The following is a 24,890-nucleotide window of genomic DNA, read 5'->3' as shown; positions in this document are numbered from 1 at the left end:
TGAGGCTGCATGGAATGCTCTCTCCTGGCGAACCAGGTCAGGCTACGGATTAAAAAGATGAGCCCGATCCGCGTCTGGATCGGGCTCATCTTTTTAATAGGGTTTGTTTGTGCCTTGTATGAGCCACATTTTGGCATAGTGGTGATCCTTACTTTGGCCGGCAGGAATAAAGTTGGTACTGCCCAACCGGCTTACGGCTTCCGTGTAATTTGCGATGTATTTGGGATCCAGGTTGGGCGTAGGGTACATGTAACGGATCGGCAGTGCCGGGCCGAACTGTGCCACCGGCCCCGTCTTTAGTGTGGGATAGCCCGTTCGTCGCCAGTCGAACCAGGATTGGATGCTGAACCAGGACGAGATCCATTTTTGCTCCAGAATCCGTTCCTGCTTGTTGCCAGCGCTGGCGTAGCTCACTCCTGGTTGCGCATAATACGTTTCAAAGTTGAATGAGGTGGCCGCCAGCGCCCCTTCTTTGTCCATCGACGCCTGAACGGCTTTTTTATAGTGACCTTCCGCGTCAGTGACCCCAAATCCGCCCAATAAGGCTGCTTCAGCCAGAATAAACTCAACCTCGGGGTAATTCATAAAATTCATCGCCACGTAGGGGTCGGTATTTTTACGGTATCGGTCATGGATGAACGAAATGTAGGGATTCTGTTCGTTGGGATAAACCGACACGTCATTCCCCTTGTTGTAGACGATCCCCTGCGTAATGGGAAGACCAACTGGCAAACCTACGTACAGGTTGGTATCTGCACTGGAGGCCACACTCGGCACATAGACGACGGAATACGTTTCGCCAAAGAGGTTCGTGACCGTCCTGGTGGTTACCTGGGTCACATTTGCATCCCATTTTCTCCGCACCGGATTGGCCCAGCGCTGCAACCTCGGATCTTTCAGTTGAAGCAACTTGTCGACGAGTGGTTTTGCCGGTTTTGTCAGCCAGTTGAAGGTAGCCGATGCCAGCGGGCCACCGGGTTGGGCGTTGTCTGAATTGGTACCCAGAAAAGCGAGGGTTGCATCATCGGACTTACTGGTAAATGCTCCGGCGGCTGCTTCCTTAAACTCGGTTTCAAGGTTGATACCCAATGCCGCTATTTCCGCCTTTTTATCCGCCAGGCGAAGGGCGTAACGCAGACGCAACGAATTGGCAAACTTTCTCCACTTCGCGGCATCGCCCTTGTACATCACATCAGAAGTTGCGCTCACCACATCCTTGGGCGTCAGGTTTTGAAGCAGCTCGTTCGCTTGTTTCAGGTCGGTGAGAATGCCCTTGTAGACATCGGCCTGTTTGTCATATTTTGGAAAAAACGCTCCGGTGCTGGCCTTCAGTGCCTCGCTGTACGGGATGTCGCCATAGAGGTCGGTCAGCAACCCGAAGAGCATGGCTTTCATGGTCAGTCCGATGCCCTGGAACAGTTTGTTGTCATCCCGCACGCCATTGTCATAAATGATCTGCACATTTCGCAGGATATCGTAGTAGCTGCCCCAGCCTTCCTGACCCCACGCATACTGGTTCGTTTCTGCGGCTCCTTCGTTTGTTCCCGCCTGCATATACTGCATGGCAGCTGCAATTTTGGAACTGTTCTTCCCCAGACCAAAGACGAGCTTTCCGCTATTGACCAGTGAATAGGTGAGGACGTAGTTCGACGACACATTTTCAGGACTGTTGGGATTTTTGTTAACCTCGGTAAGATCCTCACAGGCGGATAGCCATAGACCCATCATCGCCAGCAGGAGAATTCTCAATGTTTTTATCGTTTTCATGTTCACTTCCAATTAAAAGTCCACGTTCAATTTAGCCCCGAACGAACCCGTGAAAGGCAATACGTTGTAGTACTCCACCCCCTGCGTCCAGCCCACACCGTTGGGTCTGAAAGCCCGTTCGGGATCAAGTCCCTTAATGCCCGCTGCCGTCCACATGAAGAGGTTGTTGGCGACGAACCCCACCGATGCATTCTGCAAATGCAGACGGTTTACAAAGCTTTTGGGAAGGCGGTAGGTTATGGAAATTTCCCGCACTTTCACGTAGGTGGCACTGTACATGTTCTTTTCGGCAAACGGACGGTTGGCGTAGCGGTAGGCACTGAAAGGATCGAGCCATTTACTACCCGGGCCTCCCAGGTTTTCGGTATAAACCGTATTCCCGTTTGCATCTTTGGTGGCCAGTACGCCGGGATTAAGGCTGGCATCCTGCACCCTTCGGCTTGCTTCCACACTTCCTTCCGGCCAGGCAAACCCGTGGTATTCGGCATTGCGGCCACCCACCCAGCTACCCAGGTATTTATCGGGATTTTCCTTGATCTGTTCGGCCAGGCTGCGGTTCGGATCGTAGCTTTCACCCGTCAGGGTTTCTTCCAACTGTCCATTGTTGCCCAGGAACATCATCGTATTGGAGTAGAATGACCCGCCCAGGCGCCAGTCGACATTGGCGAACAGCGTTATATTTTTGTACGTGATCGACGGCTGAACGCCCATCAGGAACTTGTGGTTAAAGTTTCCGATCTTTTTCAGGTTGTTCACATCGTTGTCAGTCTGGTAAAGTCCTCCATTGGTCACGATCGGGTAGCCGTAGTACGGAGAATTGGTATCTTTCACCCGCAGGATCGGTGCGGCATAGATATCACCCACCTGGCCTCCTTCATAAGTCCGCACTTCGGCACCCGAGTAGGACACAAACGAGAAGTACTTGATCCCGTCCGCCAGTCTGGTGATATAGGTGCGGTTCCGGGTCAATGTAAAATTCATATCCCAGGTAAAGTTCTCGGTTTTGACCGGCGTCGTGTACAGGGCCAGTTCGAAGCCTTTGCTTTCCACCAGTCCGGCATTGATCTGCTTGGTGTTCGCACCGGATTCGATCGGTGTCACGATCGACAGTACCTGGTTTTTATTCCCTCGCTGATAGAAGGTTGCATCCAGTCCCAGGCGGTTGTTCAGGAACTTCAGGTCTACACCGATTTCGCCGGAAGTCGCGATCTCAGGTTTCAGATCCGGGTTGGTGAGCGTTCCACCCATGTACATACTCTTGGCAGCGCCCCAGTCGAGGGCGGTCTGGTAGATACGGCTGTAAGCGTAAGGGGCCACATCGTTACCCACCTGCGCGTAGCCCGCCCGGACTTTGGCAAAGCTGACCCAACGAGGCATGGTGAACATTTCCGAAGCAATAACGCTCAGCGAAGCGGATGGATAAAAATAGGAATTGTTCCCTTTCGGCAGGGTACTGGTCCAGTCGTTACGCGCGGTCAGATCGAGGTAGACCATATCTTTGAACCCAATGGAGGCTGATCCATACACGCCGTAAAGTTTCTTCCGGTTCAGCAGGCTGTTATAGGAAACCGCTCCCGGAGCGCCATTGGAGATGTTGTAAACCCCGGGCACCACCAGGGCGGTTGCCGAGGTCGCCAGGCTCCGTCCATATTGCTCCAGCCGGTTCAATCCGGCCAGTGCGTTCAGGCTCCAGGCTTCGCCAATGTTTTTCTTGTAGCTCAGGATCAGGTCAAGGTTGGTTTCCTTGTTGTAGTTGTTTGAAACCTGGTAGGCGCCATTCACAGCCTCGAAGTTGTTGTAGGCCTTTTTCGCTTCCAGAATCTCGGTGTACGAGTCACGCGAGTACCGGCCGATGATCGAGAACTCCTTCGTGATGTCGTAGTCGAGTTGGATTTTGCTCACAACCCGGTCACGTTTAAAGCCGGTGGGATTTTCGTACACCAGGTAGAAAGGGTTATTTTGCTTGTCTTTGTACTTTCGCTGCGCAATGCCTTCCTGGCCGGGAAGCCAATAGTCGCGCAGGTCATTGATGTTTACCTGAGAACCAGTCTCGTAGACGCTCCGTACGACGTCATTGCGGCTTTGATCGATGATCGGCCGGTTGTCGGAACCCGATTCGGTGAGGTTCACATTCACCGAAGCCCGCAGCTTGTCGGTCAGGTTATAGGTGGTATTCAGGGCGATCGTCAGGCGGGACAGATCCGTGTTCGGGATGATGCCGGTATTCTTCATATTCCCGAGCGACAGCCTGAAGTTTCCTTTGTCGTAGTTACCATTGACCGAAACGTTGTTCGTGTTGGTGATGCCGGTTTGGAAAAAATCCCGGAAACGGTTGGGATAAGAAACCAGGGGTACTTTTTGTCCGTTGCTGTTCCACAACGCCCATTGCTCCCCTTTGTCAAGTGCAGCCCCCCAGCTTTCATTTTCCGGCTCTTCCAGAATGTGCGCCCCCGTCTTGCCCGATCCAAATTTGTTTTGAACCGCCACATACTGCAAAGGCACATCCGCCACCACCGAGGTGTTCAGAGACACACCAATCCCCCTTTTACCACCCGTGCCGGATTTTGTCGTGATCAGAACCACTCCGTTGCCGGCTCGTGAACCATACAGGGCAGCGGCACTGGGTCCTTTCAGGATGGACACATTGGCAATGTCATTCGGGTTGATGTCGGAAATGGGGTTACCCATGTCAGCGCCTGCAAAACCGTTGGAAAGCTTGTTGGCCACAGGAACTCCGTCGATGACAAACAGCGGCTGGTTGTCGCCATTCAGCGAGTTGGCACCGCGGATGATCATGCTCACCGAAGATCCAACGCCCCCGCCCATCTGCGAAATCTGGACACCGGCGATCTTGCCGGCCATGGCGTTCAACACGTTATTTTGAGGGGTTTGCGTAATGGACGTTCCTTCAATTGTGCCCACGGAGTAGCCAAGAGACCTTTTATCGCGCTTGATACCGAGGGCCGTCACAACAGCTTCCTGCAGGGTGTTGACACTTTCGACCATTACCACGTCAATCACGCTGCGATTACTGACCGCAACCTCCTGTGTCTGGTACCCAATATAGGAAAAGGTCAACACGGCGGCCTCGCCGGTGACGTCCAGGGAAAACCTCCCCGTAGCATCGGTGGTTGTTCCAGACTGTGACCCTTTCAGGATGACGTTCACGCCCGGTATTCCCGCCTTGTCTCCACTGGAAGTAACAACGCCTGTCACCGTTTTTGTCGGTGCCGTACGCGCTTCGAACACCGGAATGGTCACTGCCCCTGATTCATGGGGCGCGTTGCTGATCTTTTTGAAAAGCAGGATTTGTTTTCCTTTCACCTCATACCCGGTCTGCAAAGGGCTAAGCAGTTTGGTCAGCACATCACTCAACCGCTCGTGACGGGCAGAAATGTTCACTTCCAGAGACGACGGAATTTCGCCGGGGTTGTACACAAAACGGGCGTCCGACCGGGTTTCGAGCGCAGAAAGCACCTTTTTTAAGGTCATGCCCTCCATTTGAAGGCTTATTCTTTTCTCAAGGATTTCTTGTCCACGCGCATCGGCGCCTGCAAAAGAGAGGCTGGAAAAGACCAGGGCGATACAAAGCTGGAGTACCGATAGTTTCATAATAGTGCGCCATAGGGTTTTGAAACGCTGGGTTTGGTTCATATTTTTAACTGTTTTACAACACTTGCTAATGGGGCAAAGACCGCTGTTTACCCGGATCAAGGCTTGTCAACGGAAGAGGTTAAAGGGGTTTAGGAGCGAATGATGGTTGCGACATCGTTTGTTTTTTGTAGATCAGGTTTTATTCATAAGGGTAAGGCAGGGTTTCGTGAATGGATTAGGGCTTCTGAGGCAGTTATTGATCGGTTTCTATGATCACCCTGCCTTCTTCAATGTGATAGGTGCCTTTGATAATGCGGCAGATGAGATGCAATTCGTCATGCAGGCTCATTTCTGAAAATGTGGCAGTCAGCCGATATCCGTACAGCTTTTCAGGCTCGTATTCTATATCGATCCCATAAGCCTTTTCAAGGGCATTAAAAACGTCTGTTACGGGTGTTTCGTCGAACGAAAACCGGGGCGGGTGATACAGGTTAGCCAGCCCTTGAATCCTTGATTTTGTAAACCTGTCCTTATTCTGACTAAAGGTAACCTGCTCATTGGGCGATAGAACCAGTCCCCCCGGGCGGGTTGCCATCTTGTTCATTTTTTCCAGGTCTTTTTTAATAAATACGGTAACCTTGCCCGTGAGCACGCTTACCGAAGCCTGTTTTTCCCGCTCATAGGCCACTACGCGAAAAGAAGTACCTAAGACTCTGGTACTTAGATGGTTTGAATAAACAAAAAAAGGATGAGCCGGATCTTTCACGACATCAAAGAAGGCCTCGCCATCGAGATAAACGACGCGTCTGGGCTCTTTTTCCAAAGCCGAACTGAACGAGAGCCGACTGCCTGGCTGCAAAATCACGGTACTCTTGTCGCCCAGCAACACCGTCATCGGCCGGTCCGTGTGATTGGTCCGTTCCACACGAATTTCCGACGGTGATGACGTTGTGGAGATGGTTTTAAAAGAAGCACCCAACGGAAACTTGTGCAACCCCCAGCCAAGTCCGGCTACCACCAGAACGGCAGCCGCCACCCTCGCCCACACCAGATACATCCGCCTGCCAGTCGGCTGGCCCGTTTCCAGGTTACTGCTGAGCTTTCCAAGCGTGCCTTCCACGATTGTGTCGAGTTCATCGTCGGAAAGCGTTGGTCGTTTTTCATCCATCGCCAGCAAAAGCGCCCTGGCCGCCTGCACCATTTCCGACCGGTCCGGATTGCCAGCCAGCCAGTGGTGCCAGAAAGCGGTCGCCTGGGCGTCACCGTTCAGAACCCATGCCCTGAACAGAGGGTCAGTCATAAAATCTTCGACGATAAACTTGCGGTAATCGGTCATAGAAATAGGCTTCAATGAGGAGATGCAGGAGATGCGTCTCCCATACCAGATTATTGTATTATTTTTTTATTATTTATGAAGAAGAGCCTTTCCTAGCGTATAAACAGGGCTAGAAAGGCGAAGAGGCTGATAGAAACCGTCTTGATACGGTCCCGCAGATTCATGAAAGCCAATTGAATCAGGTTCGATACCGTTTGGGGAGAAATGGCCATAACCTGCGCTATTTCATCCCGGCTGAGTTCCTGATAGTATTTTAAATAGATCACCTCGCGTTGACGCTTGGGGAGGAGGTTGAGCAGGTATCCCATTTTTCGGGTACGTTCCGCCAGACTTTCTTCTTCAATGAGCCACCATTCCGGGGAAAATTCAACGTGTAACCCGCCATCTTCGGCATCCGCGCTTTCATGATGGAAAAGTGGGAGCTTGTGAGCCTCCCGGTATATTTTGCGACGAAGTGACGAAAAAAGATAGGCTTTGACGTTGTCGGGGCTCGACAGCGTTAGTTTCCGGTTCCAGATTTCGATGAACAATTCCTGGATGCAATCCTTGAGGAATTCTTCATCCCGGTTAAATTTTTGCCCGTAATTCAGCAAAGACCGATAGTGGATCCGCATGAGAGATCCCAACGCCTGCTCACTGCCCAGCACAAGATCTTTCCAGAGCTGGGAATCTCTCGATCGGTTGGTTTCAGGCAGATTGGACATGGTTTCGGGTTTAGCTGATTTTAGCGGGTCAGAAGGGAGTGGTTCCCCCGGGAAAGCATGTGGTTATTTATCGTTTCAATATTAGGAAAAGTACTAAAGAAATGGCGCTGCATCAACATCTTTGTATTAAGAAAAAGTGAACCCCTGCGATCAGAGTAGAGGCCCACTTTTTATCTTCTGGTTAGCAACCTGACAAAAAAAGGATCAAATCAATTCAAAACCCGCTTACATTCAGCGTTCATTATTTAAAAATTTACATTCACGTCCCTTTTCTTCACCAAAAAAGCAGGAGTCATCGACCCCTGCTTTTCCATCAATCCATCCTAGCTTACTTTTCTTACGCTTCGTCAAAGAAGGGTTTCTCCGCTGATTCCCGGCCAACCGGCTCCGGATCATACAGAGCCAGCAGCGGAACGGGCGGGCGGAAGGCCAGCCGACGCGTCAGGCTGCGGTTCCAGACCGCGTCCATCAGCGTTTTCCGGTGCGGAACGGTTACTAATAAATCGACGGAATGGGTGGTCAGGTAGGTGTTGATGCCGTGTTCCACTTCATCGTCCAGAATAAAATACGGTCCGGTTTCCACCGAATCGAATACCTGCGCGAGCCGCTGGTTATAGTCATCAAACGCTTCGCCGGCCAGCTTCGGCGTCTGGCTGTTCACGATGGACAAGGCCGTCAAACGCGCGCTTTTCCGCGTCACCAGTTCGTTGAGCGGTTCTAAACAGGGCACATGCTGCAGGGTGCTGGAGTCGGTAGCCAGCACCACCTCCCGAACGGGTCGGATGGCGGTCGTGTGGGGCACCACCAGCACATTGGTTTTGGCGTGCCGGACCAGCCCGGTGGCCACACTTCCCAAAACCGTCATGAATCCGGAACCACTGGCCCCCACCACCACATAGTCGAACGTTTCCTGCTCCAGAGCCGCTTCCACCGCCCCGATGGGACTTCCGGGGGCGGTTCGAATCTGGTAGGAATGAAACGGCGGGTGATAGTTGGCCATCAGTTCCGACAGCATTTCCTGCAGGCTGCGGTAGGCATTTTGTTCGGCCTCTTCCATCAGAAACGTTGTTCCGTACATGGTATCGGATTCGAGCGGATACGCGTGCAGCAGACAGAATTCGGCGGCTGTGTCGTCAAACAGGGCCTGGGCGAAGTGAATCGCCTTTTTTGATGCTTCCGAGAAGTCGGTTAGCAACAGTATCTTTTTCATAACCAGGGAATAAGGGTTTTCTTTTTTCCTGCAATTTCAATGCCGCTAACCCCCCCCTTGGTGGATTTTCGGCACAGCAGGGCCTTAAAACTACCAATTTTATACAATCGCCAAAACCGGCACGTCGGATTGCCGCGCCATCTGCTGGGTGTTGCTTTCCAGAATGGAAAACAGAAACCGGTTGTGGGATTTAGGCAACATCATGACCAGATCCGCGCGGTTCGCCTGCGTAAATTCCAGAATGGTTTGGGTCAAATCGTCTCCGCCAACAACCGTTACCGTGTGCGGACGATGCCGGAGCAGATCCCGAACGGCTTCCGCAGCCTCCTGAATGGCGGGATCGGCGGGTTTGTCGCTGACACCGAGGATGTTCAGAAACGCATCGAACCGGGTGGCAAACCGCAGAACACCATCCAGCGCCAGGGCATCGACCGGTTTTCCGAAATCAATCGCCACGACAATGTTTTTAAACGGCACAAAATGGGCCGCTGGCGGAACCAGCAGCAAAGGCACCAGCGTGTGCAGAATCATTTCCGTCGCCTGACTCCCGAAATACCGCGCACCGGGCGAGTTGGCACCGGCGGTTCCCATTACCAGCAAATCTGCTTTTTGCTCTTTTACCACTGCGTTGATGGTTTCCAGCGTCGAGCCTTCCCGGGCCGTGACCGAGATCGTCAGCCGTCCGCCCGCAGCGGCTTGCATCTTGTCCCGCAACCGGTAGAGTTTCCGCCGGGCGCTCACTTTATTTTTTTCCTCCATCGGCGTAAACACGGCCTGTAAAGCCGGAATGCGTAGCGGATGGTGGTAGACGTTCAGCAGAACCAGCCGGGCCTTGAGAAGCGTGGCAAGCTGGAGGGCAAAGTCCGACGCGGGCTTGGCACTTTTGGAAAAATCAGTCGCTAAAACAATGGTTTTCATCGGTAAAAGTAGGGTTGTAGTGGGAACACGCAGAAACTGCCTTTGCCCCGTTTAGTGGATGACAATATCTTTTTCGGCCCAGTAATGCCGTTTTCCATCCCACCAGTCCAGAATAACGTGCCAGAGTCCGCTGCTCAGTTGCTGCGTTGAAACCACCTGCCGGGGCCGTTGATTCGGCTGAACCACCAGATGAACTTCTTCGCTGTGATCAAATCGTTTCTGAAAAATCACTTCCGCTTTCCGGAAGGAGACGGGCAACACAAAGGCCAGTTGATTTTGGGCGGGTTCAAAAGTCATGGCGGTATGGGACGGTTTAGGGCTGGATAAGAACTTTCGTTCAATCTGTCGCAAAGCTAAAAGCCCCGTTTCGGTAACGCCCTGATATTCATTCGACCGAATGCTGATATAAATCACCTCGCCCGCCTATAATTATTAGGACTTCCCAGGCTGCTACGCCCTTCCTTTGGTACCGGTTACCGCAGCGATCCCGTCTCTTGATACCGCAACCGATGAATCTAAAAACACTTTGGGTTATCCTGGTTCTCCTGACCGCCCGGTTTCCGACCGTGGTGGGTCAAACCCTTCCCGAATGGCAAAATCTGCTGTATCGGTCGGGGCTGGACACCACCGGGGTTCGGATGGATAGCACCACCCTGAGTCGGCTGGCGTATGAACTGGCCTACGGAAACCGCCCCAACCGGCTGAGTTACTGGAACCTGCCGGAACAGATCGATTCGGCCCGCGTCAATCAGGTGGTTGAGCAGATTCGGCAGAAAACACCGGACTGGGTGGCCCAATGGCACTCACTGGAGCCGGTTTTCGAGCCCTACCGCCGACTGCGGGCGGGGTTAGACTCCCTGATGTTTTTCGGTGGCGATTCGATTCCGCGCTGGCACGAGATCAAAACCGCCCTGAACAATTACCGCTGGCTGAATCGGGTGGCTTCCGACCTCGTGGTGGTGGTCAACATTCCTTCCGCAACGCTCCGGGTTTTGAATCGTCAGGGAAACGAAGTGCTCCAGTCGCGGGTGATTGTCGGTGCCCCCCGCACCCCGACACCCCTTTTCGGCGCGCAACTCACCCGAATCATTACGTACCCGTACTGGAATGTGCCCCGGTCGATTGCCGTCAAGGAATTTTTACCGAAAATCAAACGCAATCCGGCGGGGTTTCTGGATGCGATGAAACTACAGGTGCTCGATGCAAAGGGCCGGATCGTTGCGCCCGAATCCGTGAACTGGACGGCGCTTTCGGCCCAAAATTTTCCGTATCGTCTGCGCCAGTCTACCGGTTGCGATAACGCGCTGGGTGTGATGAAATTCGATGTGAACAGTCCGTTTGATATTTACCTGCACGACACCAACCACCGGGAGTTGTTCAGCAACAGTCGGCGGTTTTTGAGCCACGGCTGCATCCGGGTGGCCAAACCGGTCGAACTCGCGAATCTGCTTCTGGGGTCGCCGTATTTCAAACCGGCTTTTCTGGAAAGCCCTCAGGTCAATCTTCCCTCCCGAACCGTTTCCTTACCCGGCCCGGTTCCGGTCCTTATTCAGTACCAAACCGTCGATGTAAACTCGGCCAGCACGCTGGTTTTTTATCCGGATGTGTACGGCTGGCAAACCGTAAAACGCTAAATCCGATGTTAACCGAACTTACCAACGAAGTAATCGACTCCATGCTGGTCAATCAGTACATTGGCCGCATTGGTTGTGCCGCCGACGATCGAATTCTGATCGAACCCATCATGTATTATTACGATGGCCACGCCATCCTGGGTCTCACCCGCGAAGGCACCAAAACCCAGTTGCTGCGCAAAAATCCGCACGTCGCTTTCGAAATCGACGAAATGATCAGCCCGGGTATTTGGAACAGCGTGGTAATCGAAGGCTTATTCGAAGAATTGCAGGGTGATGACCGCGATTATGCGCTGTATCTGCTCGAACACCGAAAAATTCCGGTTTTTGCCGGTGAAAAAATGGGGTATCCCGGCGAAAAAGAACCCGTTGATCAAAACGTCGTCTACCCGGTGGTCTACCGGATTCAGATCCAGAGCAAAACCGGCCGGTGTTATACCCACTCGCTAACCTGACGACGATCAGCCGGTTACCTCTCATCCGTCATTCTCTTTTTTCCGATTCCGAAAGAGTTTTATACCGGTTTACACGCTCCTTCACCTATCAAGACGATGAGACGGATTATTGCAGTAGGGATTATGCTCGGCCTGTTGCTGGTCGGCTGCGCGGGGGCCTCGGCCCAGACCGTCCGGGGTAGTATCGGCTTTTTTCAAATGGGCTACCTCAATGCCCCGCGTTCCGGTGCCGTCGCCCAAACCTTCGCTCCCGACTGGTTTCCCACGCTCCATAACCATTTTATCTACAGCGGAGGGGAAGGGTGGTTACGCCGAAACCGGTTGATGGCCGGGTTCAGTGCGTCGGCTCTGACGGCCCGCAGCGTTTCTGTTCAGCAAACCCGCGTCGAACGCGTGGCCGGTCTGGGGCAACTCAAGCTGGGCTACGTGCTGTTCGACAACCGGCGGTGTCTGCTTTATTCGTCTTTTAGCCAGGGGCTTTCGTCATCCGTCATCAGCGTCAACCAAACGGGTTCTGAGCCGGTGGTGTGGATGCTACCCAGCCATTCCACCGATCTGGCGGTTCATTTCAACCAATTGATCGCACGCAATCCGTCCGACAATCCGGATGAAGTCCGGGGCCTTTGGCTGGGGTTACGCGTCGGGTACCTGGTCAGTACCAAGTCGGCCCACTGGGTGCAGATTCCGGAAGGTGTGCAGCACCAGTTCAAGCCGGCGTATGCCCTCAACGGCCTGTATGTAACCCTGTCCATCGGCGGGGGCCGATTCCGTTATCCTCACGCTTTGTAACCGATCTCCCAAACCGCTATGTTTTTCTCCCTCACCTTTTTCTGGACGGCCTATACCGTCGCCAACCTCCTGTTCCTCTTCGCCATCTGGGGGAGTAAACACTGGCCCCGGACCACCCGGCTGTTTTTCCTGCTCCTGTTTGGCTGGGCAGCCTGGTTCAATGCGTCGATGGCCTTGATTTCCCCTTCGGTGTATCAGGATTATGCCGACACGGCCATTCCGCTGTATCGCTGGTTTATCATGGGACCGTTTGTAACCATCATCAGACCCATGATCCTGGTGATTGCCGCCGGTCAGGCCCTGATTGCCGGGTCGATGCTTCTGAAAGGAAAGCTTTTTAAACTGGGTTGCTGGGATGGGCTGGTTTTCGGGCTGGCCATTGCGCCACTGGGGCTGTATGCGGCTTTTCCGGCTACGGTTTTGATGGCCATTGCCTTTTACCGGCTGCAAAAAAACCACGACGATACGTATTTGTGGGAGACCAGAAACGAAAAACCGGGGAGCAGGACGAACAGAAAATCCTTTTCAACCCGGCATGCGGCCTCCTGATTCCGCCAGCGCTGTCAGCGGCTCCACTCTTCAAACGCCTAAACCGTCTGCGAAAACAGCCGCGTCTGGGGCTGGGCCTGGTTGAGCCGTGCATCGAACGCCATGCAGATATTCCGCAGGAACGGGCGACCTTCGGACAGCACCCGCAAGCCTTCCGCGTTGAAATCGATCAACCCGTCGAACCGGAACGACTCCAGCCGGTCGCACAACACCGCCCACTCGTCCTCCGTCCAGCTATCCCAGGTCCACCGGGTTTCGCCCTGACACATGATGTTCAGAATCTGTCGGCGCAAAAACTGGTCCTGCTGACTGAGCACATGGCCGCGCAGCAGCGGCAGTTCGCCCGCCCGGACCCGGCTGAGATACGCATCCAGATCTTTTTCATTCTGGGCAAACGCCGACCACACATCGCCGATGGAGGAGGTTCCGAGGCCGATCAGGGCGCGGGTCCGGGTGGTCGTATAGCCCATGAAATTCCGGTGCAGCGTCCCGGTTTGCAGGGCTTTGAACAAGGCATCGTGCGGCAGGGCAAAATGGTCGATGCCGATTTCGACGTACCCCGCCTGTTCCAGCAACGCCCGCCCGGTTTCGTAAAGAATCCGTTTCTGCGCACCCGACGGCAGGTCTTCGTCCCGAAAACCACGTTGCCCGTTGCCTTTGATCCAGGGAACGTGCGCGTAGGAATAAAACGCAATGCGGTCGGGCCGCAGCATCAGGGTTTTGTAGAAGGTATCGGTAATGGAATCCGGTGTCTGAAACGGCAGTCCAAACACGATGTCGTGGCTAATCGATTGGTAGCCCATCTGTCTGGCCCAGGTCGTCACCTGCTGCACATTTTCGAACGGCTGAAGCCGGTGAATGGCCTTTTGCACCACCGGGTCGTAATCCTGAACGCCAAAGCTGACCCGTCGGAAACCGAACTGATAGAGTACCCGAAGATGTTGGCAGGTCGTATTGTTCGGATGGCCTTCCCAGCCGTAATCCGGTGATTCGGTGGGTGTTGCCCGTTCGAAAATACCCGTCAGCAACCGTTCCAGTTGGTCGGGGGCAAAAAAGCTGGGCGTTCCTCCCCCCAGGTGCAGTTCGGCCAGGCGCGGACGTTCCGGCAGCAAATCGCAATAGAGATTCCATTCGGATAAAACCGCATCGATGTACGGTTCTTCGACGCCGTGGTTGCGGGTGATGCGCTTGTTGCAGCCGCAAAACGTACACAGGCTTTCACAATACGGCAGGTGAATATACAGACTCAAACCGGTCGTTTTGTTGCTGATCGAAACCGCTTGTCTGAGATTTTGCACCCAGGCGGTTTCGCTGAACGTGGTTTCGTCCCAGAACGGCACGGTCGGATAACTCGTGTAGCGCGGGCCGGGAACGTCGTATTTCTGAATAAGAGACTGCATACGATCTGGAGATTGGAGCACCAAAATTGGTGGAGATTCGCACGCCATACCCTGACCGGTATCACTCGGTTTGCTGACGCTCGTCAGGGTTTAACGACCTGTTCCGACCCAATTTGCCAAGAAAAATATGGTATGCGTACAGCAACGATTTCAGCGACTACCTGTTACCACTGCGGCAACGACTGTGCAGAGCACAACCTTGAATACGATGAAAAACCGTTCTGCTGCGAAGGCTGCCAAACGGTCTACAGCATTCTGAATCAAAACCAGTTATGTCAATACTATTCGATTGAACAGGAAGGAACCGGTGTTCGGCCCGGCAATCCCCTTAAAACGGAAAATACCCCTAAAAACCGGCTCGAATTTCTGGACCATCCCGCCATTGTTGCCCAACTGCTGGAATTTTCCAGTGCGTCGGTCGCCCGGGTTACTTTTTACGTTCCGACCATCCATTGCAGTTCCTGTCTATGGCTGCTCGAACACCTCTACCGCATCCATCCGGGCATTCAGCAGTCGCGGGTGGATTTTCTCAAAAAGCAGGTTCACCTGACCTACCGGCCCGATCAGCTCACGCTCCGGCAGGTGGTCGAGCTGCTCGCGTCGATTGGCTACGAGCCGCTGATCAGCCTGAACGATGTCGTTAAAGAACAGCAAAAACCGTCGTACCGCCCGCTGCTCTACCGGCTGGCCCTGGCGGGTTTCTGTTCGGGCAACATCATGCTGTTCAGCTTCCCCGAATACCTCGGTCTCGACGATCCATCGTTCAAACACCTCTTCGGTCTGCTCAATATTGTGCTGGCCATTCCGGTCGTCTTTTACTCGGCATCGGGCTATTTCGAATCGGTCTGGACGAGTCTGAGAAAAGGCATTATCAACATCGACTTTCCCATTTTGCTCGGGATTCTGGTCGCGTTTTTCCGGGGCACCTACGAGGTTCTGTTTCTCAACGGTGCCGGTTATTTCGATTCGCTGACGGGCCTGATTTTCTTTCTGTTGTGCGGCAAATGGTTCCAGCAGCGCACCCACGAATTTCTGTCGTTCGAACGGGATTACAAATCGTATTTTCCGCTGGCGGTAACGGTTTTAAAACCGGACGGCGAAACCGCCATTCCCGTAGCCGAACTCCGCAAAGGCGACCGCATCCGGGTGCGTAACCACGAACTGATTCCCGCCGACGGGCTGCTCTACAAAGGAGAAGCCCGGGTCGATTACAGCTTCGTGACGGGTGAATCGGAGCCGGAAGCCCAGAAACCGGGGGCGTTGCTGTATGCCGGTGGCAAGCAGATTGGCGAAGCCATTGAACTGGAAGTGGTGCGGGAGGTATCGCAAAGTTACCTGACCCAACTCTGGAACAACGACGCATTCCGCAAGGGCGACACCTCCCGAATGCGCACCTTTGCTGATGCCATCGGGAAATATTTTACCCTGACCGTCATTGCGTTAGCCACAATCGTGGGCTTATACTGGTACACGCACGACCCCGCGCGGGCCATCAATGCCTTTACGGCGGTTCTGATCATTGCCTGTCCGTGTGCGCTGTCGCTGTCGTATCCGTTCGCGCTGGGGAATGGAATCCGGAAGCTGAGCCAGCAGAAATTGTACCTCAAAAACGCGGACGTCATCGAGCACATGGCCGATTGTGACACCGTGGTTTTCGATAAAACCGGTACGCTGACGGAGACAGTGAGTGAAAGTGTGATTGAGCGAATGCGTGAAGACAAACACAGGAGCGTGGCGGAGGAGTTTTCGGTTGCTTTGACGGATTTCGAACGGGCGCTGGTGGTCTCGCTGGTGCGGCAGTCGGCTCACCCGCTCAGTCGGAAACTGGCCGCTCATCTGGCCGACGTTCAACCGCTGGTGGTGGAGGATTTTACGGAAATACCGGGTCGCGGATTACACGGGTTCGTGGATGGCTGGGAAGTCAAAATCGGCTCCGCTTCGTTTGTAAATCCGCAGTCGGTGTCGTCAATAACCGCGAAAGAAACCCCAGCCGATTCAGCCGGAGCGCGTGTCCATATGGCCATCGAGCAGCAATACCGGGGCTGTTTCCGGTTTCCGAACCAATACCGTCCCGGCCTTGATGCGATGCTCGATTCGCTGAAATCCACGCACCAACTGTATCTGCTTTCGGGCGATACGGACACGGCCCGGCCCGAACTGGCGCGCTGGTTTGCCCCGGATCACATGACGTTCAACTGCCAGCCGCAGCAAAAGCTCGACATGGTCCGGCACCTGCAAAACCAGGGCCACCGCGTGCTGATGGTGGGTGACGGCCTGAACGATGCCGGGGCGCTGAAACAGGCCGACGTCGGCATTGCCGTCACGGAAGACACCGTTCAGTTTACACCCGCCAGCGACGCCATTCTGGAAGCCACTTCCTTGCGAAAACTGCCCGAACTGCTGACGTACAGCCGCTTCGGCATGCGCCTGATCCGGTTTAGTTTTGTGGTTTCGCTGCTGTATAATTTCATTGGCCTCTCCTACGCGCTGACGGGCAATCTGTCGCCGGTTGTGGCCGCCATTCTGATGCCCGTTAGTTCCGCGACGATGTTGTTGATTGGGACGTTGGGAATGCGGTGGAAAGAGCTGTAAGGGCCATTCGGTTAATCCTATCTGAAGAGGGAAAGATGAAAATATACATTCTGCTCGCTCACCCGGACAGCGATACCTTTAACGGAAGAATTGCTGATGCCTACGAAAACGAGGCACGACGCAAAGGACACGAGGTTAGAAGGCAAAATCTGGGCGAGATGCACTTTGACCCCATTCTCTGGAAAGGCTATAAAACGATTCAGGAACTGGAACCCGATTTGAAACAGGCTCAGGAAAATATTATATGGTGTGCGAAGTGGGTTATTATTTATCCCATCTGGTGGGGTTCTGTTCCGGCTCTTTTCAAAGGATTTCTGGACCGAACCTTGTATTCTGGTTTTGCTTATAAGTATCACACGGATGATCCATTCTGGGATAAACTTTTGAAGGGCCGGTCGGCCCACGTCATCACCACCTGCGATGCTCCCTGGTGGTGGATTTGGTGGCAATACAGAAACAGCGATATCAATACGGTCCGGAGAGCAACCTTAGAATTCTGCGGCATTTCTCCGGTTAGACTCACCCGGATTGGCCGGATGAAGTATCTGAACGATCAGGACCGATTAGACTGGCTTGCCAGGATTGTAAAGGCCGTAAACTAAAAGCCTCCGCCAATTTCTGTAGAGCTTTCTAAAATAGATTCACCCCAACTCAACCCTGGTATCGGCTGAATTGGGGTGAATGTGTTAGGAGAAATTCTGTCACATATACGCTTCGTCGCGCCCGCGCCGGAGCTTCACGATGCCCAGTTTATTCATCAATAAAATCAGCGGATAAGCCGGGTCGAATTCGTGCCAGCGGAAACCGCCGAAGTTAGCCCGCCCGCCGTACCGGTGGTGGTTGTTGTGGTAGGATTCGCCCATCATCAGAAAGTCGAACGGCAACAGGTTTTTGGCCGTATCGTCCACTTTGAAGTTGATGTAGCCGTAGCGGTGGGCGCACCAGTTGATGATGGCGCCATGCACCGGTCCCATGAAAAAATGGAACGGCAGCAGCAGAAATAGCCAGGGTGAGGTCGCAAACTGGATGTAAAACAGGACGTAGAACGTTCCCCAGGCCACCCGCACCGGCCAGCGATCCCCGAACCATTCCATCCACGGCCAGTTGGGCACACCCTTTTTGAACTTCGCCGGAATGGTGTCGCGGTTGTTGAGGATGTCGTTGTAAAACTGCCGGGTTTTCCACATCATATCCATCATGTTCTTGGAATACTTCGGCGAATGCGGGTCTTCTTCCGTATCGGCGTAGGCGTGGTGAAGCCGGTGCATAATACCGTACGCGCGTGGACTCAAAAACGACGATCCCTGGCTAATGAACGTCACCACGTAAAAAAACTTCTCCCAGCCCTTGCTCATCGTAAACATCTGGTGGGCGGCATAGCGGTGGAGAAAGAGGGTCTGCATCAGGACCGACAGGTACCAATGCGCGAGAAAAAAAGCGAGAATGATCATTCGAAACAAGATTCTGGTGTAATGCGCCAAAAGTAGTTCCTGCCACGTAGCGCGGGCCTAACACGGGTCAGCCGACCGGATGAGTTTTGTCAGCCCGCCCGGTTTACCTGAATTCTATCACCCCCCTGCCTGACGAACCTCATACATTGCCCACCGGATAAGCCGCACTTTTGACCCGGCAAACGCTCACGAATATGGACATTATCTTCTTCATGATTGGCATTAGTCTGCTGCTGGCACTGGGATTTTTCGGGGCTTTTCTCTGGTCAATGAAAACCGGCCAGCAGGACGACCTGTACACCCCCTCGATGCGGATGCTGCTCGACGACAACGAACCAACTACTACCTCCTCCATAGATACCCCCGCATAACTGCTCGTTACCACTATGAATGTCTCGCAAAAACCGCCTGTTACGATTTCGCCTGAACACCCCCGACCGGGGAACGGAGCTACTCCCGCCGTGGAGCACTTCGAGTATGACAACCGCATTGTCCGGGATTTCGCCGTTGCCACCATCATCTGGGGCGTCGTCGGCATGCTGGTCGGCGTCCTGGTTGCCAGCCAGTTGTTCGCTCCGGCGGCCAACCTCGGCAACCAGTATACGACCTTCGGACGGATTCGGCCGCTGCACACCAACGCGGTTATTTTCGCCTTCGTCGGCAATGCCATCTTTATGGGTGTTTATTACTCGCTGCAACGGCTTTGCAAAGCCCGGATGTTCAGCGATTTGCTCAGTAAAATCCACTTCTGGGGCTGGCAGGCCATCATCGTAGCCGCAGCCATTACGCTGCCGCTGGGTCTGACCACGTCGCACGAATACGCCGAACTCGAATGGCCGATCGACATTGCCATTACGCTGATCTGGGTGGTTTTCGGGATCAACATGTTTGGCACGATCATCAAACGCCGGGAGCGCCACCTATACGTCGCCATCTGGTTTTACATTGCCACGTTCGTGACCGTCGCCGTTCTGCACATCGTCAACTCGTACCAGATGCCGGTCAGTCTGTTCAAAAGTTATTACGTCTACGCCGGGGTGCAGGATGCGCTCGTGCAGTGGTGGTATGGTCACAATGCGGTGGCATTTTTCCTGACCACGCCGTTTCTGGGGCTGATGTATTACTTCCTGCCCAAGATGGCAAACCGCCCGGTATATTCCTACAAGCTGTCGATTCTGCACTTCTGGGCACTGATTTTCATCTACATCTGGGCCGGTCCTCACCACTTGCTCTATTCATCGCTGCCCGACTGGGCGCAATCGCTGGGGGTGGTTTTCTCCATCATGCTCATTGCCCCGTCCTGGGGTGGGATGATCAACGGGTTGCTGACGCTGCGCGGAGCCTGGGACAAGGTTCGGGAAGATACCATCCTGAAATTCATGGTCGTCGGAATTACCGCTTACGGAATGGCCACCTTCGAAGGGCCCATGCTGTCGCTCAAGAACGTCAACGCCATTGCGCACTTTACCGACTGGATCGTAGCCCACGTACACGTCGGGGCCCTGGGCTGGAACGGTTTTCTGACCTTCGCGATCCTGTACTGGCTGATTCCGCGCATGTATAAAACGCCCCTGTATTCCAAAAAACTGCTGAGCATCCACTTCTGGATCGGTACACTGGGAATCCTGTTCTACGCCATTCCAATGTACATTTCGGGGTTCACACAGGGCATGATGTGGAAGGAGTTTACACCGGAAGGCACCCTGCGCTACCCGAACTTCCTGGAAACCACCATTCAACTGCTGCCCATGCACCAGATGCGGGCGTTGGGTGGCACCCTCTACCTGCTGGGTGCGATTCTGATGGCCTATAACCTGTTCAAAACGATGGCGGCCGGGAAACTGGTGGTCAACGAAGCCGCCGAAGCGCCTGCCCTGGAGCAAGCCTATGTGCCGACGGGAAACGATACCTACTGGCACCGCTGGCTGGAGCGCAAGCCCATACCGCTGCTGGTTGCTTCGCTGGTGGTGATTCTGATCGGTTCGATGGTAGAATTGATTCCGACGTTCATGGTGGAGTCCAATGTGCCGACGATTTCGGCCGTGCAACCGTATAGCGCCCTCGAAGTGCAGGGCCGCGACCTCTACATCCGCGAGGGCTGCGTCAACTGCCACAGCCAGATGGTTCGGCCTTTCCGCAGCGAAACCGAACGCTACGGGGAGTATTCCAAAGCGGGCGAATTTGTGTATGACCACCCGTTCCTGTGGGGTAGCAAACGCACCGGGCCAGATCTGCACCGCGAAGGCGGCAAATACCCCGATTCCTGGCATTACCACCACATGCGCGACCCAACGTCGATGTCGCCGGGGTCGATCATGCCCGCCTATCCCTGGCTGCTGGATCAGAAACTCGACATTTCGAATACGTCAGATAAGCTGAGAACGCTGGAGAAGGTGGGAGTTCCCTACGACGATGCCACGATCAGCTACGCCAATGAAGATTTGCAAAAACAGGCGCAGCAAGTCAGTGACCGCCTGGCGAAAGATGGCATCAAAGTCGACGCCGACCGCGAAATCGTCGCCCTGATTGCCTACCTACAGCGGCTCGGCACGGACATCAAGAAAATGGAAAACGCAAGCAAATGAATTAAGAGTGAAGAGTTAAGAATTATGAGTTGGCTGACGCATATGAACTCTTCACTCTTAATTCTTAACTCATAACTCTTCACTCCCAAGATCATGTTCAAGCAATTCATCTCCAAAATTCCCGGCGCGGACATCTATATGGTCGGCTCGTTTATCACCTTCCTCGCTTTTTTCATTCTCGTCGGTTTATACCTGGTTTTGGTGGATAAAACGTACATCCGCCAGATGAGCCAGATGCCCCTCGATGAATCGTCAACCGATTAACCACCTTCCTCTTTCCATGAATTCATTCATTTTACTCAATGGTGGGCTGCTGGGCCAGGAACCGGCAAAATCCATCTGGGACATTTCATCCGGTCAGGATCTGTTGCTGGTTACCGTCGCTCTTTTTCTGCTGGTGGGCATGGTAGCCGTCGGAGCCGTAGCCCTGAACCTGGTGTTCCTCCTCAAAAAAATAATAGAGCCAGACGCCCAAACCGTTGCCAAACCGGTCGACACACGCTCCTGGTGGCAACGGATGGCGGGGCTGCACGAACTGAATCAGGAAAAAAACCTGACCATGGAACACGCGTACGACGGCATTGCCGAACTCGACAATCCGACGCCCCCCTGGTTTATGGGGTTGTTCTACGGAACCATTGTGGCGGGTGTCATCTACCTGCTCGTCTACCACGTCTTTAACCCAGGCGACATCATGGTGCAGGAATATACCCAGGAAATGGCCGTTGCCGATAAACAGCGGGAGGATTACATCAAAAAAGTAGCCGGTTCCATCAACGAAAATACCGTTACGGTCTTGAAAGATGCGAAGGGAATCGACGCCGGGAAAGCACTGTTCACCCAAAACTGCGTGGCCTGCCATGGCACCAATGCCGAAGGCAAAGTGGGCCCCAATCTGACCGATGCCTACTGGCTGCACGGCGGTGACGTCAAGGCGGTTTTTCACATCATTACCGAAGGCGTTCCCGAAAAAGGGATGATGTCCTGGAAAAAACAATTGAATCCGCTCCAGGTGCAGCAAGTCGCCAGTTATATCCTGTCGCTGCAAGGCACAAACCCCGCCGGAGCGAAAGAACCGCAGGGCCAAAAAGTAGCCACCGGCGACCCCGTTGCAACCCGCTAACTCAACACACCCATGAAATCCAACGTAGCACTTCCCCCCTCCGACTTCCGCGATACGCTGCCGACCGCCGATGCCTCTGGCGGTCGGCGGTGGTTGTATCCGCGTGAAACCACGGGGCGTTTTACCCGCTGGCGGACGGCGGTGGCGGTGGTGCTGCTGATCGTGCTGTTTGCCGGGCCGTTTGTGTGGATCGACGGACATCCGCTGTTCCTGTTCAACGTCCTCGAACGCCGGTTTATCTTTTTCGGGGTGCCGTTCTGGCCGCAGGATTTTTACCTGGTTGCGTTTGGGCTGATTGCCTTCATCGTGTTTGTGGCGCTGTTTACGGTCGTTTATGGCCGGGTGTGGTGCGGCTGGGCGTGTCCGCAGACAATTTTTATGGAGATGGTTTTCCGGAAAATCGAAGGCTGGATCGAGGGTGATTTTAACGCCCGGAAACGGCTGGATGCCAGCCCCTGGACGACCGAAAAAGTAGTCAAAAAAGGACTGAAACACGGCGTTTTCTTTCTCATTTCGTTCGCCATCAGCAACACCTTTCTGGCCTACCTCATTGGCCGCGACCAGTGGCTGACCCTCATCACCGACGACCCGGCGCAGCACCTCGCCGGCCTGTCGGCCATCGTAATCTTTACGGGCGTATTTTACCTCGTTTTTGCCTGGCTGCGCGAAATCGTCTGCACAACCATCTGCCCGTACGGACGGCTGCAAGGTGTTTTACTGGACAAAAACTCCCTGATCGTTGCCTACGACTACATCCGGGGAGAACCGCGCGGGAAACGAGTGAAGAGTGAAGAAGTAAGAGTTAAGAATGATGAGTTAAGAGTTAAGAGTTTTCCTGATGGAGCCAGTTCGTCACCGACCGGCGACCCGGCCTTCACTCTTAACTCTTCACTCTTAACTCATCACTCCCAAAAGGGCGATTGCATCGACTGCAAGCTTTGTGTGCAGGTGTGTCCGATGGGTATCGACATTCGGAACGGGACGCAACTGGAATGCATCAACTGCACGCTCTGCATCGACGTCTGTGATAGCGTCATGGACAAAATCGAACTGCCCCAGGGGCTGATCCGCATGGATTCGCAGGCCAATATTGAACAGGGAAAACCGTTTCGGTTTACCGCCCGGATTAAGGCCTACAGTGGCGTATTGCTCGTTTTGTTGGGAATCATCGGTTTTCTGCTCGTCAGCCGACCGGTGATGGACGTGACGGTTTTGCGGGCACCGGGGCAGTTGTATCAGCGCGAAACGGGTGGCAAGGTATCGAATCTGTATCTGGTGGAAGTGATCAACAAGACCTACCGGACGTTGCCGGTTCAATTCCGCCTGAGCCGAACGGACGCCAAACTGCGCTTCGTACAGCCGCTGTCGTCGGTGCCGGCCGGGGAACAGACCAAAGGGATGTTCTTCATCGATTTACCGGAAAAAACCATCCGGCAAAACAGTACGCCACTTCACATCGACGTGTTGGCCGGTAACGAAGTCGTCGACCAGATCGAAACTACGTTTCTGGGACCGGTCAAGTAATTGAGTGATTGAACGAAGTAGATTCCTTGTTCACTCTGGACCGGTTTTGCTTCTCACTCAATCACTACTTCACTCAATCACTCCATAAAACCATGAACTGGGGAAAAGCCATCATACTCGTTTACATCCTGTTTGCCGGATTTATTGGCACCCTGGTGTATCTCATGTGCCGCCAACGGGTCGATCTGGTGCGCGATGATTATTACCAGACCGAAATCGCCTTTCAACAACAGATTGACCGGGTAGCCCGAACCGCCAAACTGGCGGAATCGCCGACCATTCGCTTCGATGCCACCCGGCAGGTGATCGAACTGATGCGATCTGAAGCGGGTTCAACCGGCGGTAAACTGACCTTTTACCGCCCTTCGGATCGCCGACAGGATCGGAGTGTTGCCTTGCAGCCCGGCCAAACGACGATTTCGACCGCCAAACTGGCCTCCGGTTTCTGGCGCGTGCAACTGAACTGGCTGGAAAACGGGCAGGAATATTACAGCGAACAAACCGTAACCATTCCCTAACGTGCCGAACGTCTGGATCATCGCAGCCCTGACCACGGGCTTAGTCGGAAGCCTGCACTGCGTCGGCATGTGCGGGCCGCTGGCGATGGCGTTGCCGGTCGGACGATTGCCCCGTTCACAACGCGGGCTGGCAATGGGACTGTATCATGTGGGAAGAATTACGGCGTATGCCGGACTGGGGTTGCTGGTCGGCACCATCGGCCAGGGGCTGTTGCTGGCGGGTTTGCAGCGATCGGTATCAATTGCGGCCGGTCTGTTCCTGCTGCTCTGGGTTTTGTTCCAGCACGGAAAACTGCCCGGTTTGTCACTGAATGGGGGACGAAGCTGGGTTACGAGACCGATGTCTCGGTTTTTACAAAGTCCAACTTTACAAGCGTTTACCGGACTGGGTTTTCTGAACGGCTTGTTGCCCTGCGGTTTTTTGTATGTGGCCCTGACCGGCGCCATCACAACCGGGAGCGCGGTAACCGGCGCATTCTACATGGCGTTGTTCGGCCTGGGAACGGTTCCGGCTTTGTTGCTGGTCCGGTTTGTCCCGACGTTTTTCCCGGCAAACCTGCGACGCCGGTTTTCAGTCTTGATGCCGGTCATCACGATTGCCCTGGCCTTTCTCTTATTGGTCCGGGGCTTCTATCCTTCTACCGTCATCGACCAGACGGGCCACGAAGTTCCAATTTGCCACGGGAAGGAAGCTAAAAGTGCAGAGTGAAGAGTTAAAAATTAAAAGTTGGCTGACGCATT

Annotated in this window: 22 protein-coding genes; 13 read left to right on the top strand and 9 right to left on the bottom strand. The window is 54.0% G+C overall.

Translation table 11 applies throughout. The features are described from left to right. Positions 1-93 precede the first annotated feature (93 nt). The 7 genes from FH871_RS08805 to FH871_RS08775 all read right to left on the bottom strand — a co-directional run bounded on the left by FH871_RS08805 (position 94) and on the right by FH871_RS08775 (position 9,826). On the bottom strand, positions 94-1,767 hold the full coding sequence (locus FH871_RS08805; RefSeq protein ID WP_138991085.1) for a SusD/RagB family nutrient-binding outer membrane lipoprotein: 1,674 nt from the start codon (positions 1,765-1,767) through the stop codon (positions 94-96). Positions 1,768-1,779: 12 nt separating this feature from the next. Then, positions 1,780-5,379, bottom strand: coding sequence for a SusC/RagA family TonB-linked outer membrane protein (locus tag FH871_RS08800; protein WP_171062801.1), 3,600 nt, complete (start codon positions 5,377-5,379; stop codon positions 1,780-1,782). A 235-nt stretch (positions 5,380-5,614) separates the two neighbouring features. Continuing rightward, a complete protein-coding gene (locus FH871_RS08795) occupies positions 5,615-6,697 on the bottom strand; it encodes a FecR family protein (protein WP_138991083.1) in 1,083 nt (360 codons plus the stop codon). Between the two features lie 92 nt (positions 6,698-6,789). After that, positions 6,790-7,401 carry an RNA polymerase sigma factor gene (locus FH871_RS08790; protein ID WP_138991082.1) on the bottom strand — a complete coding sequence of 204 codons (612 nt, stop codon included), beginning with the start codon at positions 7,399-7,401 and terminating at the stop codon, positions 6,790-6,792. A gap of 337 nt (positions 7,402-7,738) precedes the next feature. Next, positions 7,739-8,611: a universal stress protein gene (locus FH871_RS08785; protein WP_138991081.1), complete on the bottom strand. Its 873-nt coding sequence runs from the start codon at positions 8,609-8,611 to the stop codon at positions 7,739-7,741. 99 nt (positions 8,612-8,710) lie between these two features. After that, positions 8,711-9,529 carry a universal stress protein gene (locus FH871_RS08780; protein WP_138991080.1) on the bottom strand — a complete coding sequence of 273 codons (819 nt, stop codon included), beginning with the start codon at positions 9,527-9,529 and terminating at the stop codon, positions 8,711-8,713. A 51-nt stretch (positions 9,530-9,580) separates the two neighbouring features. Continuing rightward, a complete protein-coding gene (locus tag FH871_RS08775) occupies positions 9,581-9,826 on the bottom strand; it encodes a hypothetical protein (RefSeq protein WP_138991079.1) in 246 nt (81 codons plus the stop codon). Between the two features lie 212 nt (positions 9,827-10,038). On the opposite strand from FH871_RS08775, the gene FH871_RS08770 reads away from it, so the two are divergent. The 4 genes from FH871_RS08770 to FH871_RS08755 all read left to right on the top strand — a co-directional run bounded on the left by FH871_RS08770 (position 10,039) and on the right by FH871_RS08755 (position 12,956). After that, positions 10,039-11,163, top strand: coding sequence for a L,D-transpeptidase family protein (locus tag FH871_RS08770; protein WP_138991078.1), 1,125 nt, complete (start codon positions 10,039-10,041; stop codon positions 11,161-11,163). 5 nt (positions 11,164-11,168) lie between these two features. After that, positions 11,169-11,618 carry a pyridoxamine 5'-phosphate oxidase family protein gene (locus FH871_RS08765; RefSeq protein WP_138991077.1) on the top strand — a complete coding sequence of 150 codons (450 nt, stop codon included), beginning with the start codon at positions 11,169-11,171 and terminating at the stop codon, positions 11,616-11,618. Positions 11,619-11,714: 96 nt separating this feature from the next. Next, positions 11,715-12,407 (top strand): hypothetical protein, encoded by a 693-nt coding sequence (locus tag FH871_RS08760; RefSeq protein ID WP_138991076.1) that lies wholly within the window; start codon positions 11,715-11,717, stop codon positions 12,405-12,407. Positions 12,408-12,425: 18 nt separating this feature from the next. After that, positions 12,426-12,956, top strand: a complete 531-nt coding sequence (locus FH871_RS08755; protein ID WP_138991075.1) for a hypothetical protein — start codon at positions 12,426-12,428, stop codon at positions 12,954-12,956. 38 nt (positions 12,957-12,994) lie between these two features. Here FH871_RS08755 and hemN read toward each other — a convergent pair whose 3' ends face one another. After that, positions 12,995-14,356: an oxygen-independent coproporphyrinogen III oxidase gene (hemN, locus tag FH871_RS08750; protein ID WP_138991074.1), complete on the bottom strand. Its 1,362-nt coding sequence runs from the start codon at positions 14,354-14,356 to the stop codon at positions 12,995-12,997. Between the two features lie 132 nt (positions 14,357-14,488). Here hemN and FH871_RS08745 point away from each other — a divergent pair, with 132 nt between their 5' ends. Next, positions 14,489-16,948 (top strand): heavy metal translocating P-type ATPase metal-binding domain-containing protein, encoded by a 2,460-nt coding sequence (locus FH871_RS08745; protein WP_138991073.1) that lies wholly within the window; start codon positions 14,489-14,491, stop codon positions 16,946-16,948. A gap of 35 nt (positions 16,949-16,983) precedes the next feature. Then, positions 16,984-17,550 (top strand): NAD(P)H-dependent oxidoreductase, encoded by a 567-nt coding sequence (locus FH871_RS08740; protein WP_138991072.1) that lies wholly within the window; start codon positions 16,984-16,986, stop codon positions 17,548-17,550. Positions 17,551-17,649: 99 nt separating this feature from the next. On the opposite strand, the gene FH871_RS08735 is transcribed toward FH871_RS08740, so the two are convergent. Further along, a complete protein-coding gene (locus tag FH871_RS08735; protein WP_138991071.1) occupies positions 17,650-18,399 on the bottom strand; it encodes an acyl-CoA desaturase in 750 nt (249 codons plus the stop codon). Between the two features lie 194 nt (positions 18,400-18,593). Between FH871_RS08735 and ccoS the strand changes: the two genes are divergently transcribed. The 7 genes from ccoS (at position 18,594) to FH871_RS08705 (ending at position 24,858) form a co-directional block, all read left to right on the top strand. Then, the gene (gene ccoS / locus FH871_RS08730; RefSeq protein WP_138991070.1) at positions 18,594-18,770 is read left to right on the top strand and encodes a cbb3-type cytochrome oxidase assembly protein CcoS; all 177 of its coding nucleotides are present in this window, start codon (positions 18,594-18,596) and stop codon (positions 18,768-18,770) included. Positions 18,771-18,785: 15 nt separating this feature from the next. Next, the gene (ccoN, locus tag FH871_RS08725) at positions 18,786-20,984 is read left to right on the top strand and encodes a cytochrome-c oxidase, cbb3-type subunit I (protein ID WP_138991069.1); all 2,199 of its coding nucleotides are present in this window, start codon (positions 18,786-18,788) and stop codon (positions 20,982-20,984) included. 93 nt (positions 20,985-21,077) lie between these two features. Further along, positions 21,078-21,248: a hypothetical protein gene (locus FH871_RS33090; protein ID WP_171062800.1), complete on the top strand. Its 171-nt coding sequence runs from the start codon at positions 21,078-21,080 to the stop codon at positions 21,246-21,248. Positions 21,249-21,264: 16 nt separating this feature from the next. Next, positions 21,265-22,107, top strand: coding sequence for a cbb3-type cytochrome c oxidase N-terminal domain-containing protein (locus FH871_RS08720; RefSeq protein ID WP_138991068.1), 843 nt, complete (start codon positions 21,265-21,267; stop codon positions 22,105-22,107). Positions 22,108-22,119: 12 nt separating this feature from the next. Further along, positions 22,120-23,631, top strand: a complete 1,512-nt coding sequence (locus FH871_RS08715) for a 4Fe-4S dicluster domain-containing protein (RefSeq protein ID WP_138991067.1) — start codon at positions 22,120-22,122, stop codon at positions 23,629-23,631. Between the two features lie 92 nt (positions 23,632-23,723). Next, positions 23,724-24,149, top strand: coding sequence for a FixH family protein (locus FH871_RS08710; RefSeq protein ID WP_138991066.1), 426 nt, complete (start codon positions 23,724-23,726; stop codon positions 24,147-24,149). A 1-nt stretch (position 24,150) separates the two neighbouring features. Next, on the top strand, positions 24,151-24,858 hold the full coding sequence (locus FH871_RS08705; protein ID WP_138991065.1) for a sulfite exporter TauE/SafE family protein: 708 nt from the start codon (positions 24,151-24,153) through the stop codon (positions 24,856-24,858). Positions 24,859-24,890 lie beyond the last annotated feature (32 nt).

It is taken from the genome of Larkinella sp. C7, assembly GCF_006149005.1.
In the GTDB taxonomy this organism is placed as follows: domain Bacteria; phylum Bacteroidota; class Bacteroidia; order Cytophagales; family Spirosomataceae; genus Larkinella.
This window is presented reverse-complemented; position numbering and strand designations above follow the sequence as displayed.

Coding starts and splice junctions, on each gene's coding strand:
- FH871_RS08805 (WP_138991085.1), bottom strand. CDS start 1,767: ATGAAAACGATAAAAACATTGAGAATTCTCCTGCTGGCGATGATGGGT.
- FH871_RS08800 (WP_171062801.1), bottom strand. CDS start 5,379: ATGAAACTATCGGTACTCCAGCTTTGTATCGCCCTGGTCTTTTCCAGC.
- FH871_RS08795 (WP_138991083.1), bottom strand. CDS start 6,697: ATGACCGATTACCGCAAGTTTATCGTCGAAGATTTTATGACTGACCCT.
- FH871_RS08790 (WP_138991082.1), bottom strand. CDS start 7,401: ATGTCCAATCTGCCTGAAACCAACCGATCGAGAGATTCCCAGCTCTGG.
- FH871_RS08785 (WP_138991081.1), bottom strand. CDS start 8,611: ATGAAAAAGATACTGTTGCTAACCGACTTCTCGGAAGCATCAAAAAAG.
- FH871_RS08780 (WP_138991080.1), bottom strand. CDS start 9,529: ATGAAAACCATTGTTTTAGCGACTGATTTTTCCAAAAGTGCCAAGCCC.
- FH871_RS08775 (WP_138991079.1), bottom strand. CDS start 9,826: ATGACTTTTGAACCCGCCCAAAATCAACTGGCCTTTGTGTTGCCCGTC.
- FH871_RS08770 (WP_138991078.1), top strand. CDS start 10,039: ATGAATCTAAAAACACTTTGGGTTATCCTGGTTCTCCTGACCGCCCGG.
- FH871_RS08765 (WP_138991077.1), top strand. CDS start 11,169: ATGTTAACCGAACTTACCAACGAAGTAATCGACTCCATGCTGGTCAAT.
- FH871_RS08760 (WP_138991076.1), top strand. CDS start 11,715: ATGAGACGGATTATTGCAGTAGGGATTATGCTCGGCCTGTTGCTGGTC.
- FH871_RS08755 (WP_138991075.1), top strand. CDS start 12,426: ATGTTTTTCTCCCTCACCTTTTTCTGGACGGCCTATACCGTCGCCAAC.
- hemN (WP_138991074.1), bottom strand. CDS start 14,356: ATGCAGTCTCTTATTCAGAAATACGACGTTCCCGGCCCGCGCTACACG.
- FH871_RS08745 (WP_138991073.1), top strand. CDS start 14,489: ATGCGTACAGCAACGATTTCAGCGACTACCTGTTACCACTGCGGCAAC.
- FH871_RS08740 (WP_138991072.1), top strand. CDS start 16,984: ATGAAAATATACATTCTGCTCGCTCACCCGGACAGCGATACCTTTAAC.
- FH871_RS08735 (WP_138991071.1), bottom strand. CDS start 18,399: ATGATCATTCTCGCTTTTTTTCTCGCGCATTGGTACCTGTCGGTCCTG.
- ccoS (WP_138991070.1), top strand. CDS start 18,594: ATGGACATTATCTTCTTCATGATTGGCATTAGTCTGCTGCTGGCACTG.
- ccoN (WP_138991069.1), top strand. CDS start 18,786: ATGAATGTCTCGCAAAAACCGCCTGTTACGATTTCGCCTGAACACCCC.
- FH871_RS33090 (WP_171062800.1), top strand. CDS start 21,078: ATGTTCAAGCAATTCATCTCCAAAATTCCCGGCGCGGACATCTATATG.
- FH871_RS08720 (WP_138991068.1), top strand. CDS start 21,265: ATGAATTCATTCATTTTACTCAATGGTGGGCTGCTGGGCCAGGAACCG.
- FH871_RS08715 (WP_138991067.1), top strand. CDS start 22,120: ATGAAATCCAACGTAGCACTTCCCCCCTCCGACTTCCGCGATACGCTG.
- FH871_RS08710 (WP_138991066.1), top strand. CDS start 23,724: ATGAACTGGGGAAAAGCCATCATACTCGTTTACATCCTGTTTGCCGGA.